Origin of the sequence: Paenibacillus sp. VTT E-133280 (assembly GCF_002264385.1) — a bacterium.
In the GTDB taxonomy this organism is placed as follows: domain Bacteria; phylum Bacillota; class Bacilli; order Paenibacillales; family Paenibacillaceae; genus Paenibacillus_AQ; species Paenibacillus_AQ nitricinens.
In genome coordinates this window covers 1-14,893 of the sequence record NZ_NFUX01000039.1, presented here as the reverse complement: position 1 = coordinate 14,893, position 14,893 = coordinate 1, and the positions used below count along the sequence as shown (strand labels likewise).

At 44.6% G+C, this 14,893-nt stretch carries 12 protein-coding genes and 1 riboswitch; of the genes, 3 read left to right on the top strand and 9 right to left on the bottom strand.

From position 1 onward, the window contains the following. Positions 1-4: 4 nt before the first annotated feature. Complete coding sequence (sdhA, locus tag CA600_RS17235; protein WP_094871658.1) at positions 5-1,747, bottom strand: succinate dehydrogenase flavoprotein subunit; 1,743 nt, start codon at positions 1,745-1,747, stop codon at positions 5-7. A 68-nt stretch (positions 1,748-1,815) separates the two neighbouring features. Next, positions 1,816-2,481, bottom strand: coding sequence for a succinate dehydrogenase cytochrome b558 subunit (locus CA600_RS17230; RefSeq protein WP_094871656.1), 666 nt, complete (start codon positions 2,479-2,481; stop codon positions 1,816-1,818). A 402-nt stretch (positions 2,482-2,883) separates the two neighbouring features. On the opposite strand from CA600_RS17230, the gene CA600_RS17225 reads away from it, so the two are divergent. Further along, positions 2,884-3,786 (top strand): LysR family transcriptional regulator, encoded by a 903-nt coding sequence (locus tag CA600_RS17225; protein ID WP_094871655.1) that lies wholly within the window; start codon positions 2,884-2,886, stop codon positions 3,784-3,786. 72 nt (positions 3,787-3,858) lie between these two features. Here the strand turns inward: CA600_RS17225 and CA600_RS17220 are convergent, their stop codons facing one another. After that, entirely contained in the window at positions 3,859-4,527 is a 669-nt protein-coding gene (locus CA600_RS17220) for a potassium channel family protein (protein ID WP_094871653.1), read from the bottom strand. 13 nt (positions 4,528-4,540) lie between these two features. After that, on the bottom strand, positions 4,541-5,836 hold the full coding sequence (locus CA600_RS17215; protein ID WP_094871711.1) for a TrkH family potassium uptake protein: 1,296 nt from the start codon (positions 5,834-5,836) through the stop codon (positions 4,541-4,543). A 133-nt stretch (positions 5,837-5,969) separates the two neighbouring features. Next, a riboswitch (cyclic di-AMP (ydaO/yuaA leader) is annotated at positions 5,970-6,151 on the bottom strand. 314 nt (positions 6,152-6,465) lie between these two features. Between CA600_RS17215 and CA600_RS17210 the strand changes: the two genes are divergently transcribed. After that, complete coding sequence (locus CA600_RS17210) at positions 6,466-8,151, top strand: CPBP family intramembrane glutamic endopeptidase (protein ID WP_094871651.1); 1,686 nt, start codon at positions 6,466-6,468, stop codon at positions 8,149-8,151. 106 nt (positions 8,152-8,257) lie between these two features. Here the strand turns inward: CA600_RS17210 and uvrC are convergent, their stop codons facing one another. Continuing rightward, on the bottom strand, positions 8,258-10,210 hold the full coding sequence (gene uvrC / locus CA600_RS17205) for an excinuclease ABC subunit UvrC (RefSeq protein WP_280787889.1): 1,953 nt from the start codon (positions 10,208-10,210) through the stop codon (positions 8,258-8,260). Positions 10,211-10,331: 121 nt separating this feature from the next. Then, positions 10,332-10,649: a thioredoxin gene (trxA, locus tag CA600_RS17200; RefSeq protein WP_042130884.1), complete on the bottom strand. Its 318-nt coding sequence runs from the start codon at positions 10,647-10,649 to the stop codon at positions 10,332-10,334. Between the two features lie 356 nt (positions 10,650-11,005). Here trxA and CA600_RS17195 point away from each other — a divergent pair, with 356 nt between their 5' ends. Further along, entirely contained in the window at positions 11,006-11,161 is a 156-nt protein-coding gene (locus CA600_RS17195) for a YqzM family protein (protein ID WP_094871648.1), read from the top strand. A gap of 380 nt (positions 11,162-11,541) precedes the next feature. Here CA600_RS17195 and dnaI read toward each other — a convergent pair whose 3' ends face one another. From dnaI to CA600_RS17180, 3 genes are all read right to left on the bottom strand, one after another. Further along, positions 11,542-12,498 (bottom strand): primosomal protein DnaI, encoded by a 957-nt coding sequence (gene dnaI, locus CA600_RS17190; RefSeq protein ID WP_094871647.1) that lies wholly within the window; start codon positions 12,496-12,498, stop codon positions 11,542-11,544. A gap of 18 nt (positions 12,499-12,516) precedes the next feature. Beyond that, the gene (locus CA600_RS17185; RefSeq protein ID WP_094871645.1) at positions 12,517-14,055 is read right to left on the bottom strand and encodes a DnaD domain protein; all 1,539 of its coding nucleotides are present in this window, start codon (positions 14,053-14,055) and stop codon (positions 12,517-12,519) included. Between the two features lie 292 nt (positions 14,056-14,347). Then, positions 14,348-14,644 (bottom strand): YuiB family protein, encoded by a 297-nt coding sequence (locus tag CA600_RS17180; RefSeq protein WP_042130887.1) that lies wholly within the window; start codon positions 14,642-14,644, stop codon positions 14,348-14,350. Positions 14,645-14,893: the final 249 nt, after the last annotated feature.

Genomic DNA, 14,893 nt, shown 5'->3' with positions numbered 1-14,893 from the left:
AAGATTAATCCTTCGAATAATCACGGACCCGCGGAGGGATCAGTGAGACATCGACTTCGTCGTAAGAGATTTGCGGACCGTCTGCAGTCCAGGCAGCTTTCGTGGTCTTCAAGAATTCCTCATCATTACGATCCGGGAATTCCGGCTTGTAATGAGCGCCGCGGCTCTCATTGCGCATAAGCGCTCCCAGTGTCATCGCTTCGGACAGCTCCAGCATGTTCCACAGCTGACGGGTGAATGCCACTCCTTGGTTATTCCAGCGTGACGTATCGTTCATATTGATATTGCGATAGCGTGCTTTAAGCTCTTTGATTTTGCCAATGGTCGCTTCCAGCTTCGGATTGTGCCGTACAACCGTCATATTGGCGGTCATCCATTCGCCCAGTTCCTTATGAATCACATAAGCGTTCTCTGTACCTGACATCGCTAACAGAGACTCATATTTGTCTGTCTGCTTTTTGTGGAAGCTGTCATATACGGAAGAAGAGATATCTTGTGATGATTTCTTCAAACCTTTAATGTATTCAACAGCCTTTGGTCCAGCAACCATACCACCGTAAATAGCAGATACCAGAGAGTTAGCGCCTAAGCGATTCGCTCCATGATATTGATATTCACATTCGCCTGCCGCAAACAGACCAGGAATGTTTGTCATTTGGTTGTAATCAACCCACATACCGCCCATAGAATAGTGCACAGCCGGGAAGATTTTCATCGGTATTTTACGGGGATCATCTCCCATGAATTTTTCGTAAATTTCAATAATCCCGCCAAGCTTTACGTCCAGTTCTTTCGGGTCCTTGTGAGAGAGGTCCAAATACACCATATTCTCACCATTAATACCCAGCCCTTGATCCACACACACATTAAAAATCTCACGTGTAGCAATATCGCGCGGCACCAAGTTACCATAGGCCGGATATTTCTCTTCAAGGAAATACCACGGCTTTCCATCTTTATAAGTCCAGATACGGCCGCCTTCACCACGTGCTGATTCCGACATTAAGCGGAGCTTGTCATCTCCTGGAATAGCCGTTGGGTGAATCTGTATAAATTCTCCGTTGGCATAATGTACGCCCTGTTGGTACACCGCACTTGCGGCTGTGCCCGTATTAATTACGGAGTTCGTTGTTTTACCAAAAATAATACCCGGACCGCCGCTAGCTAAAATAACTGCGTCTGCGGGAAAAGTCTCAATCTCCATCGTCTTGAGATTCTGGGCACTTATGCCGCGGCATACACCTTCGTCGTCGATGATGGCCGAGAGAAATTCCCAGTTCTCACGTTTCGTTACAAGACCTTCAGACTCCCAGCGGCGCACTTGCTCATCCAGTGCATACAAAAGCTGTTGGCCTGTCGTTGCGCCAGCAAATGCAGTGCGGTGACGTTTCGTTCCGCCGAAACGACGGAAGTCGAGTAACCCTTCAGGTGTACGGTTAAACATTACACCCATCCGGTCCATAAGGTGAATGATACCCGGTGCTGCTTCACACATCGCCTTGACTGGTGGCTGATTCGCCAGGAAGTCACCGCCATAAACGGTATCGTCGAAATGCTCCCAAGGGGAGTCGCCCTCCCCTTTCGTATTTACTGCACCGTTGATGCCGCCTTGCGCACAAACGGAGTGTGATCTTTTTACAGGAACTAATGAGAATAAATGAACATGTGCACCGGACTCCGCTGCCTTGATGGTAGCCATCAGGCCGGCCAGACCGCCGCCCACAATAATGATATTTGCTGTTGCCATGATAGTTCACTCCCTTTATCGAAAATATCAGAAAGGATTCTGGAATGTAGTCCTGAGAGGGCAATTACTTAGATGAAAGTCTTTATGGACTGAGCTATGGAAGCTGCACTTTGAAATTCAGCATCACGGAAAGTGACTAGCGAAATGAGGAACATAAACGTTACAAGAACAAATATACCGAGACAAAGGTAAGAGGATACCCGCTGTGAACGAGGTCCTACCGTGATTCCCCAGCTGATCAAGAAAGACCATATACCATTGGAGAAGTGAAAGCATGCTGCAACGATACCGATAATGTACAGTGTCAACATCAGTGGTTGAGTCACGATATCATGCATCAGACCCCCTAATTCTTCATGCTCCACACTACCGACTGCCACCTGAACCCGGGTTTGGAACAAATGCCAGACTATAAAGATAAAGGTAATAATTCCTGTAATGCGTTGCAGCGTATAACGCCAGTTTCTTTCAATGTTGAAACGGTTCAAGTTCGGCTTGGATTGATACGCAATATACAGTCCGTATACGCCATGGTACAGCAGAGGAAGCCATATACCGAACAATTCCAGGAAGAAGACAAGCGGCAGGCTATTCAGCCATATCACGCTGTCAGTGAAACCGGAAGCGCCACCCTCTACAGCCGCAAAATTCGTCATCATGTGCTCAATGAAGAAAGCTCCAAGCGGGATAACGCCTAGCAAGGAATGAATCTTTCTGGAATAAAATCCTTTCATACAAAGTAACCCCTTTCCGATTAAAACAGCGTTTTCATTATTGTGTATTCACCGCCGGAACTACATTTGACACAGGATAACGTAGACTATGTAATGACAGAACGTCTATATTTTACCGCTATCCTTGGGTTCCCGGACTTTGTTTTCTTTTTCACAAAATGTGAATATCTTGTGTCACTTTTCATGTTACTCCTTTTTCCCTTATAAGGGAATTGCAATCTAATTATTAAACGTTATACAATAAACGCATAAGAATAGATTTTATATGATAATAATTCTCATTTAGAAAGACAACATTTTCCGACAAATCTTTTATTTCCTTATGGAGCAAGAAGTATTGTCTTCATGGCTATGAATTTCGTCACTACTGTTTATAGATTGCACTACGAGAGGAACCTAAATATGTTTGACGATTTAGATGTTTTTGCAGCGGTTGTGGAGCACTCCAGCTTGAATCGGGCCTCCCGCCAGCTCAATCTGTCCCAACCTGCCTTATCTCGTAAAATCTCCAAGCTGGAAGAACGGCTGGGGGTCGCGCTATTTAATCGTTATGGCAAGCGCCTGGAGTTAACCGAGGTTGGGCGTCTTACTTATTCCTACGCACTTGAACAACGGCAGCAGCGCTCTAAATTTCTGGAGGCTTTGTCTAAATACAAAGAAGGCGAGCCTAAGCTGGTCACTTTAGGGGCTTCACTTACCTCACTGCAGACCACTCTGCCTCCACTAGTTAACGCATATATGGAGAAATACCCGACTTCGGAGTTAAAGCTAATCACCGGCCGAACGCATGAGATTGTCTCCTCTGTCAGTGAAGGAAAGTCAGATATAGGTCTGATCGCATCCTCTATTCAAGAGCCTGGACTGCGCTGTATTTCTTTGTTTGAGGATCAGCTTCGACTGGTTGTCTCTGAGCATCATCCTCTGAATTATGCTTCTAAGCTAACCATGAATGATCTGTCCCGACTGCCGATGATCCTCTTCTCCAAAGGCACCTGGTACCGCCGTCTAACAGACGATCTGTTCCAGCGCTGCGGGATTGATCCGGACGTACGTATGGAGATTGACTCCTTCGAAGCCATCGTGCGGCTGCTGCCGACAGTCAATGTGGCAGCCTTACTGCCCAAGTCTTATCTGCGTCCGCAGCTGTTAAACGGCGGTGGGCTGGTATCTCTGCATATTAAGGAGCTGGAGCAGACTCAGCGAACTACCTGTCTGATTTACCGTGACGATGGAAGCCTGAGCACAGCGGCCCGCAGCCTCGTGCAGGTCACAGAAGAGATGTTTCTGACGGAACGAGAGGTATAGTACATACCTCTGCGTGCAATCTTAATTAAAAAAATCCCTCCGTCCTATGTAAAGGACGGAGGGATTATCTATTTAATCCTGGTTTACAACTTCATCCTCAAATCGATCAATACTTTCATTAGAACCAATGAGTACCATAACGTCTCCCTCACTCAGATGATCATGTGCCGTTGGAGCCACTATTATTCCACTTTCCCGGTTCAGGGCAACAATACTGCAGCCATATTTTGCTCTTGTATTTAAATCTGATAAGCTTTTCCCGTTCATGCAAGACGGAACGGTTAGCTCGACGATTTTATAATCCTTGGAAAGTTCAATATAATCCAGCAAATTGGGTGTCACGAGCTGATGCGCTACACGAATGCCCATATCCCGCTCTGGAAAAATAACCCTGTCCACACCCAGCCTAGACAACGCACGACCATGAAGGATCGAGATCGCCTTGGCTACTACTTGCTTGACTCCGATCTCTTTTAACAATATCGCCGCCAGAATGCTTCGTTCCATATTGTCACCAATCGCAACAATCCCACAGTCAAAGTTCCGTACGCCAAGCGAGCGCATAATTCCTTCATCTGTAGCATCAGCCACTACCGCATGCGTCAGATGATCGCTCATATCCTCCACGCGCTCCTCTTGGTGATCGATGCCGAGCACCTCGTAGCCCATTTCCATCAGCTCAAGTGCAAGACTTGAACCGAAGCGGCCTAAGCCGATTACTACAAATTGCTGTGCTTTCATTTCGGATTAACTCCTATCCAATAATTATTTTACCTTCTGGGTGCTTATACAATGGTTTACCCTGTTTTGGTCCTAGCGCATACACTAATGTTAATGGACCCAGGCGACCCGCAAACATCGTCAGACAAATCAGAATCTTGCCGATAACAGACAGTTCAGGTGTAAGCCCCATACTTAGTCCCACCGTAGCAAAGGCTGAGGTCGTCTCAAATAATATTGCTAAGAAATTACTATCCTCTGTTGTGGACAGTAACATTGATACAGAAAGGACCAATAGTAAAGCCAGTAAAGTTAACGTCAACGCTTTATAGATACGCTCCTGCGCCAATCGGTAACGGAACAGCACAACATCTTCACGCCCGCGCAGCATCGCGATTACTGCACCAATCATAATGGTAAAGGTCGTAGTCTTGACCCCGCCACCCGTTGAGCCCGGTGATGCACCAATAAACATAAGGATAACCATAAAGAACTGTGAGGCTTGCCGCAGTCCGGCAATATCCACCGTGTTGGCGCCAGCGGTTCGGGGCGATACAGACTGAAAGAATGCCGATAATATTTTGCCGCCAAAATTCAGATTACCCAGAGTGCGCTGATTTGTAAATTCGAATATAAAAATAACCAAAGCGCCGATAAGAATAAGCCCTGCAGTGGTGGAGAGTACAACTTTGCTATGCAAAGATAATTTACGTTTGACACGAAACTCCACCAGATCCGACATGACAATAAAACCAATCCCGCCAGAGACAATCAGAAACATCACCACGATGTTCACAAGCGGGTCATATACATAATCGGTTAAACTCCGGAAATCCCCGAAAATATCAAATCCAGCATTATTAAACATAGACACCGCATGAAATATTCCAAAATAAATGGCCTTTCCCAGTGGCATATCAAACGCCCAGCGTAAGGACAGAAGCACCGCTGCACAGCCTTCGATGACCAAAGAATAAATAAGTACTCTACGGATCAGTCGAACAATCCCCTCCATAGAGCCTTGGTTCATGGCTTCCTGAAGGATCAATCTGTCCCGCAAGGAAATTTTGCGTTTCATCATCATGGCAAATAAGGTCGCCATTGTCATAAACCCTAAGCCACCAACCTGGATAAGCACCATAATTACGGTTTTCCCAAAAATGGTGAATGTCGTCCCGGTGTCCAGCACCACAAGTCCTGTCACACAGGTGGCCGATGTTGCAGTAAACAACGCATCAATAAAACTCACAGCATTCCCACTGGTACTCGAAATGGGAAGCATAAGCAGCAAGGCTCCAATCAGAATGATCGATGCAAAACCAAGCACCATAATCTGAGGCGGAGAAAGCTTCAGAAACTTTGATTCAGAAACCCTGCGAAACTGTGAAGCCACTACGTCACCCTCTTATCTAAATTTAAAGAATTCCAACAAAAAAAGCACTGGAAAACCAATGCTACCCTTGGTTCCTGCAGTAAATTAGCCTACGAGGTTAGCTGACGGATTCGGACTGTGCAGGCTGCCCTATTCGTTCCTAGAACGAAATTCACCCCTGATGAATAAAGACACCGCCTATGGTGTATACTCATCTTTTCATTACTTCCTGTGGTTCCCCCGTTTTCACCTGAAATTCGGCTATATACAATTGCATACAAATTATATATGTTATTTCGATAAATCACAAAGACACTATTAATGGTGATTCATATGAAAAATGCGGTTTGGAGAGGATGTACCAGTAGGAGTACCTTTTCTCATCACTTTTCCGTGTTTTCCCTGCAATTGCATCGATTTTCATGAAAAATGAAGAAATGATCACTTTAAATTCATGGTATATATTCAGATACCTATTCTATAATATCTCTATTACCCATAAAAAGAATGTACGATGATTTTTGTAACTATCATGGCACTAATACTATAATGGAACATAACATTGTCAATTTACAAGGAGGCGTTACATGAATCCCGTCGGCCAGCCCTTACAGCAACGTGCCCTCTCCAAGAGGCTCATCATCTCGGGCATTATCGGTCTTATTCTATTTATTATGTTTCAGATTGCTCCCTCAGTGCTAAATAGCCCCGTGGGGGAAGATACTACTGTCATCAGCAAGGCGGAAGCCCGCGACAAAGCGATATCATTTGCAGAACAAAAGCTAAACTACACCAAAGCACCAAATGATCAGTGGAATGTACTCTATGATACGGATTCTTCCTTTTATGGTTATATGTCCCGCGAGAAGCTTTTGGAGGACTATACAAAGAAGAAGCTGGATCAACGATATCCTTTTGACATTTTCCGTGTAACACTTAGTCCTTCAGCGGAACAAGAGCCGCTAATCACCGTTGACCTCAATATGTATACTGGCGTGATTGTCGCCTTCAAACAAGGAGTAGAAGGATCATCTGCAGGGTCACCAAGCAATGTATCCACTAGTGCAAAAGAAGAGGACAAGGGAACTGACTTGTCTCTAGCCCAAAAAGAAAATCTTGCCCGACCTTGGCTTCAGGAATGGGGGGTGAATCCCGCCAAATTGCAAATTGAATCAAATACGGGAAACTATGGGCTTGTGTATACAGATCGTTCCGTTCAGGTTGGCGAATCCTTACTACACTATTATTTCGATTTCACTGGCGAACAGGTATCCAGCTTTAAAGCAGGATTCGCCGCTCCAGCCTGGCATACCTCCTATGTAAAGGATCAGACCTCTCTCGCAGAAAAGCTTACTTTATTCGGCTACGGTCTGCCTACTTTAGCTTTAGGAATTCTGGCACTCATCTACAGCATACTTAGAAGAGAACATACTTCCTTTAAGCGCGGAATATTCCTAAGCTCAGCTTATTTTGTAATCATGATGATCAGCACCTATAATATGCTTCCTGAATCCTCCGGCGAAGGACTCGAGGCTCAGATAACTTCCGTCATTATGTTCATCATTTATGCCTTATATAGCCTCCTAATGTCCTCCTTGCTATATTTTTCTTTAGTTGGAGGGGACGGCCTATGGAAAAAAGAAGAGGGGATGAACCCATGGCCTCGCGCTAAAGAGCCTGGCTATGGAAAATATGTGCTGGATAGTATCCGGGCTGGATACGTCTGGGCATTCGTGCTGCTAGGGGTGCAGACCCTTATGTTCATCGTATTATCATTTACCTTGCAGAACTGGTCCACTACTGACGCCACTCAATCTCCTTACAACATGAGATATGCTTGGCTGCTGCCCATCGTTGCATGGCTCGCAGGTTTATCCGAGGAAGCTATTTATCGTTTTTTTGGAATCCCTATGTTGAAAAAAGTATTCCGTAGCACGTTCATTGCTAGCCTGATCACCACGCTGGTTTGGGCGTTTGGCCATACGTTGTATCCGATCTATCCCATCAGTTCCCGTCCCATTGAGCTGACCGTGATCGGTTTGCTCTTTAGCTATATTTTCCTTCGTTACGGCTTTATTGCCGTCATGTTCAGTCACGTCGTGTTTGACAGCATTCTGATGGGCGCTACGCTGATCTTTATGAAGGAAAGCGTGAATGTAGGGGCTGGTATCTTCGCGATTATCATGCCGTTCATAGTGGCCTACATCGTCTATCGGTTTAACCCGCCGCAAAAATCAGAACCTAAGCCGGTTGAACCTACATCTGTAGGTTAAAGAAGTAACGGTGAGACACCCGATCATGAAAAAAGATGTCATAGCAGAAAATCTGCTATGACATCTTTTTATATTTACGTATACATCTTTCCTGCGTTTCTGATGCCTATGATGATGGCTCTTCATCCTTGAGTGCCTCAAGAATTTGACTAGCCAGCTTTTCGCCAATAGAAAGTGATTTGAAATCCTCTATGGAGGCTTCTTTAATTTTCTTTAGCGATCCGAAATGCTTAAGCAGCGCCTTGCGCCGCTTCTCGCCTATACCTGGTATGGAATCCAGTTTAGAAGTAACCATGGACTTCCCACGTTGTTCACGGTGGAAGGTGATGGCGAATCTATGGACCTCATCCTGAATCCGTTGCAACAGATAAAATTCCTGACTATCACGAGCCAAAGCGACGGGTTCCGGCGGATCTCCAACCAAAAGCTGAGCCGTCTTATGCTTATCATCCTTAACGAGACCACAGACCGGAATGAATAACCCCAGCTCGTTCTCCAGAATATCAATCGCTGAAGATATCTGCCCTTTACCACCATCGACTACAATAAGATCCGGTATCGGCAGGTTCTCTTTCAGCACCCGTTCGTACCGACGCCTGATGACCTCGCGCATCGTTCCATAATCATCCGCACCCACTACCGTACGAACCTTATATTTACGATACTCTTTTCGTGCGGGCTTGCCATCAATGAAGACAACCATCGCAGAGACCGGATTAGTCCCTTGAATATTCGAGTTATCGAACGCCTCGATCCGGCTTAAGCGTTCGAGCCCCAAGCTCTCGCCTAAGCTCATTGCAGCACCAGAGGTACGTACTTCATCTCGTTCAATAAGCCGGAACTTCTCGTCGATTGCGACTGTTGCATTTTGGCAGGCCATACCGACCATCTGCTTCTTGAGGCCACGCTGCGGCACTAGTACTTTGGTGCCGAGCCACTCCTGGAGAATAGAGGCGCCACCTGCAGCATCAACAACACCTGCTGCTGATGCTTCAGCAGCGGCCATTTCACGGGCCTCAACTTCTTCAGGCGATTCAGGGGTATCTTCCCCCTTTTGCAGATCTTCTTCGGCTGGAGCGGCAATGACAATCGCCGGTTTAGCTTCTTTATCAACCACTGCTTCCTCATCAAGCACATCCGGCAGAAGAATCTCCTGCGGCAGAGCAGGATTATCACTGTAATACTGCGTCACATAAGACATAAAGTCACTATAGGCTTCCCCATAGAATGGAAAGACAGAGGAGTGGCGCTGAATCATCTTCCCTTGTCTCATGTACAGAATCTGTACACACATCCATCCCTTGTCTACCGCATAACCAAATACGTCCCGATCCTTAGTATCTGTGGTGTTAATCTTCTGTTTCTCCATCAATGCATCAATATGGATAATTTGATCCCGCAGTTCCTTTGCCCGTTCAAAATATAATTCCTCAGCAGCTTCCTGCATCTTCTGCTGTAGATCCTTCTTAACCGCATCATGACCTCCGCTCAGAAAAGCAGCGATATCTTGCGTAATCTGCTCATACTCGGATTTCTGCACTTCCTTCTCGCACGGCGCCAAGCATTGGCCCATGTGATAGTAAAGACAGACTTCCTTTGGCATTACGCCACATTTACGGAGCGGATACATACGATCGAGGAGCTTTTTCGTTTGCTGTGCAGCATAACCGTTAGGATAAGGGCCGAAATATTTTGCTTTATCTTTAATCACCCGGCGTGTGACTTCAAGCCGAGGGTGAGTTTCATTCGTTATTTTAATATAAGGAAATGTCTTATCGTCCTTCAGAAGCACGTTATAACGCGGCATATGCTTCTTAATCAGATTGCACTCGAGAATGAGCGCTTCCATGTTGCTGGACGTAACAATATATTCGAAATCAGCAATGTTAGCGACAAGCCGCTGCGTTTTACCATTATGACTGCCTGTAAAATAAGAACGAACCCGGTTCTTAAGTACCTTCGCCTTCCCCACATAAATAATGGTGCCTTCTTCATTCTTCATCAGATAGCACCCGGGCAGATCGGGTAATAGAGCCAGTTTATTGCGGATGTTGTCCAAAATGATCCCCTCCAGCTAAATTGGACCCATGATTAGTTGGCATTCAGCACACAAAACGCCTCCGGAATGAACCGAAGGCGCTGAGCGGCAGGGCCGAGGCCCGAACTGTAGCATTTAACAATTATTGATGTTTAGCTACGATATTTTTCAGGGATTCTTTGGAATTCAATCCCACAACTTTATCTACCGGTTGACCGTCTTTGAAGAAGATCAGGGTTGGGATACTCATCACGCCAAAACGGGAAGCCGTTTCCGGATTCTCATCCACATTCAATTTAGCAATCTTCACGCTGTCTCCCAGTTCTGCGGACAATTCGTCCAAGATTGGAGCAATCATCTTACAAGGACCACACCAAGGAGCCCAGAAGTCTACTACTACAGTACCTTGACCTTCCACTTCGTTACTGAAGGTTTGGTCAGACACATTCACGATAGCCATGATATTGTTCCTCCTCTAAGTTTTACGAAGCTTTACTCCATTCTAAACCAAAGCTTAGTTTATGGAAGTTACTCCGAAAATATAAGTTAATAAGTTGTTCATGTAATATGATAACCAAATTACCACTTACCGACACAATTCCAGTATAACATATCTTTAAGGGATATGTTATATATCACATACAATTATATTGCCCTCAAACTAATTTTATTTACGTTACTCTTTTCTTTACAATCTCCCCAGCCTTTCGGTATACTCTAAGAAAGCGCATTAAATGTCAATGACTTATTTCATAATGGTCAACTCAATTTGCATCTTAACAATACAGGCATTGTCCCTGTAAGGAGGCAGAAGCTATGGATGTCAACGCGCAAGTACGGGACCCACGAGAACATATCAACGAAGAACCCCGCAATGATCTAGGCGATTTAATGAACGGATTTTTCGGAATGACTGCATTTATGACCGTTGTCTTTTTCGGCATGGTTATCATTAAGTTCATTTCGGAGTAAGGGAATCATCACAATATAAACAGAGGCCGTCTCAAAAGTAGTAAATGCTACTTATCGGGCGGCTTCTGTTTTTAAGGGTGATTAGGGGAAATCCCCCTGATAATAGCCGATAATTACTATAATTGAATGGAATCAGGGAATTTGTCCCTAATAATCGGGAGAATATCCGTTTTCGTTGATGAATCAGTTGAATTTTAGGGAGATATTCCCTTATTAGTATTCTGATGAGCAAAAATCTCTGCATTTTAGGGAATATTTCCCTTATTATTCATCAGAGTCAGTATGCCATGGCAGCCAGAGGCTGCAAGCAGAAAAGCGATCCTCCAATAAAAGGAGAATCGCTTTTCTTTTGAATGTTACGGTTATGAATATTTAAAGTTTTATCTAATCGTCCCCCGCTGATTTTCTCCATGCAGTGGAATAACATCCACAAAAGGAGCAATACGATCCATCAGACGTTGACCTTTATAAATTTCCTCGCCATCCTTACTTGTGAAGCTAAGATGTTTCTCCAAACCGTCGAGCGGATAATTCGAGGTATAGAACGTTGGTTTACGGTTCATCCGATAATTCAGAATCGCACCAAGCACATGATCGCGCGCCCATGGATTCAAATTCTCCGCACCGATGTCATCAAAAATAAGTAAATCGCAGTTTTTCAGCGTATCAACGGTTTCCTTCATCTTCTGGCCGTCCATCATAATCGATTTTAAATCCTCGATAAAATCCGGCATATATACGATAACTCCAGTATAGCCGGCAACAGCAAGCTCATGAAGCAAGTAACACATCAGAAACGTTTTACCCGTTCCGAAGGTTCCATGTACATAAATCCCGCGTGAAGTCAGACCTTCCTCTTTCACGCTCGTAATATAATCAAATATTTTATTAACCGCCGAGACACGGCGTGGATCCTTGCCCATAATATCTATTTCATCATAACCGCCATTGAGCACACGCTCGTCCACATAAAAGCTACGGATACGTTTGCGGATGCTATCCTGATTATCTTGTGCCACTTTAAGCCGGCATGCCGTCTTGCGTTCATATAAGTCCGCCGAACCATTCACGCTCTCTACCGTAAGTTTGCTAAAGTGGCCAGGGAAATCATTCGGACATTTCTCTAGACCCGGACAGTTCGCACAGTGACGGCTCTCCTCTACATATTGATACAGGCGGCTCATATGAAGCCGTAGTCGTGAATCGTCCAGTTCAGGATGTTCAGACTGTAATGCCTTCACAAGTGGATGATTGAATAACTCCTGTTCAAGATCGCGTTGACGCTGCCGTAGAGTTGGATTGTTGATCGAACGAAGCACATCGCCCATAGACTCCATAGTTCCACCTCTCTTTCATTACGGCGCTTGGGAAACGCCTTTTTTCTTACTGGCTTTAATTTCTGCCGCTTTCTTCATCATCGCCGCGAATTCTTCTTCCGATACCGTTCCGGCACTTCCATCGTCCAGCACAATCGGAATTTCCGGTTTAGCAGATCGGCCTGTATTTTTGGCATATGAACGTGATCGAGATCCTCCCGCCGTGTTAGTTGTAGCTCCCTTGCCTTTCACTTTGGACTGATCCCTGATATATTTTACAGCCTTTTCGTAGGTGTTCACCTGTTTAACCAGCATATTGGAAGCGATAGCCTCCACAAAATTGCGATTCATTCGCTGTTCTCCACCTGAGGCTACCATAGTCATTAAATAATGAATAAGTACATTAATTACTTCACCGCTTAGCTTATAATTCAAATCTATTTTCTCGAACATATCCATCAAATGACTGGGCACTGCACCTGGGAAAAAAGTTTGAAGCAGCCGCGTATATGGTTCGTTCCGCAGCATCATATTATATTGGTGAATGTCACATTTGGACAAAAATTGTGGTGGTACTTCTACATAATACTCCATCTCTACAGACTGCTCCGGAGGCGCTATAGAATCATCATTCTCTTCGGAGGCACTGGAACGGATGGAAACAACCTTAGCAGCAGCAATTTCACGCTTTTCTTGTCGTTTCATATCCTGCCTGAAATGCTGGCTCGCTTTATATTGCAGTGCATCCAGTATAACCTCACCTTCCGGTGAGAACACGCCATCTTCATCCAGCAGACGACATAAATCCTGCGGACTGAGTTCATACTTATGAGCTACATAGTTAATAACACCCATTTGAGTATGGTCAAAACGCAATTTTTCTACATGAGCCCGGTTTACAGACTCCCGCGGAAAACGCAAAATAATATCACTATATCCAATCGCTTGTTCTCCAGATTCACGCATGCCAGGCTGACGCACAGTGGCTACTTCTGCAAGTGCCTGCTCCAGCTCATAATCAATGACATGTGTATTAAGTTGAAAAATATCATAAAAAGGCACGGAGATATTCTCTTTGCCTATGGATCTGCGACTCCACTCTTCTGGCTCTCGGTTCCAGAATTGTTCCCGTAAGGACAGCACAGCAAATTTGCCGATTTTATCGCGTAACAGCAACGTCAAATGCTGAGTGGCAAAAAAGTCAGCTGGCGATAGCGGCGGCATAAGCTCATATTCATATAAGTAATCATCAGTTTCCGGTACATAGATTCGACAGGTCTGTAGCAGACCTACCGCTTCTAACCGGGAAGCCTGATCTATTAAATATTTGCGGCCTTTCTCATTCGGTTCAACGCCTAGCGTCATAAATAATCTGCGCTGCTGCTCCACTCCAGAATAGCCAATGCTATCTGCTGGCACATGTTCAACCAGCAAGCGATAGAAACTGATTGCAAAAGCTCCTACCATAGGCTGATACACAGAGCTAAGCATACGTCCATCTATAACACTAAGACCAAATTCGCGGGAAACGCAGTACCGATGATGTTCGGTGAAATGATGTAAGTTACTCATGCGCATCTACGGATACCCCCTTGTTTTCACGAATTCATACAGGATTCTATTCTATCATAAAAAACGTCGCCGGAAATGTAAATAAACTACCAATTCCGACTCTTTTCGCTATATAATCAGCTTTTTCTTACGAATATCTGCCTCTATTAAACAAGAAGAAACGGCTTCGCTGTCCTCTGGAAGAGGAAGGTTCCGTTTCTCGCTGAATTTCAAAATTGATTCTTAGCGTAGAACTAAAAGCTTATATGTTCAAAAAAACGACTCTTACATCAGAGCCGCAGGTCTTCCAATTAAATCTTTAAAACATCTTGTAACCGCCAAAGCGCAGTTTTTGAATGGTCCATCCACTCAATATAGCACCTGCAAGACCAGCGACACCAGTTAAGTAATCAACAAAGTGGAAACTGGAAAGATGCTCCCAGAGCGACATCGCGCTTCTATCCCAAATGGAATAAACTACGACGGGTAGAATAATAAGTACGAATAGATAAGCGGGAAACCAGGTTGTCTTCATTAACATGTTAAGAATAAATCCAATACCAAACATCATCACAAAGAATAAAACGGTTAGGATAAACACTGGAATAAACCCCATCTTACCGTCACTACCCCTTTCTATAAAGAAGCGCACATCTTATACGAGCTAGTAGTAAGTTTACTAGAAAAAATGTCACGAAGCAATGAACTTTATTCAAAATTAGGTCTAATACTCTTACAACGGAATGTCATCATTTGCTCTAAGCAACTTGATTGCGATACAATGCATATAGATTAATAAATCATACATAGTCTATGATGCAGGAGCTTCGTAGCTAGTTTTACGCGACGTTGTATCAAGCGAAGC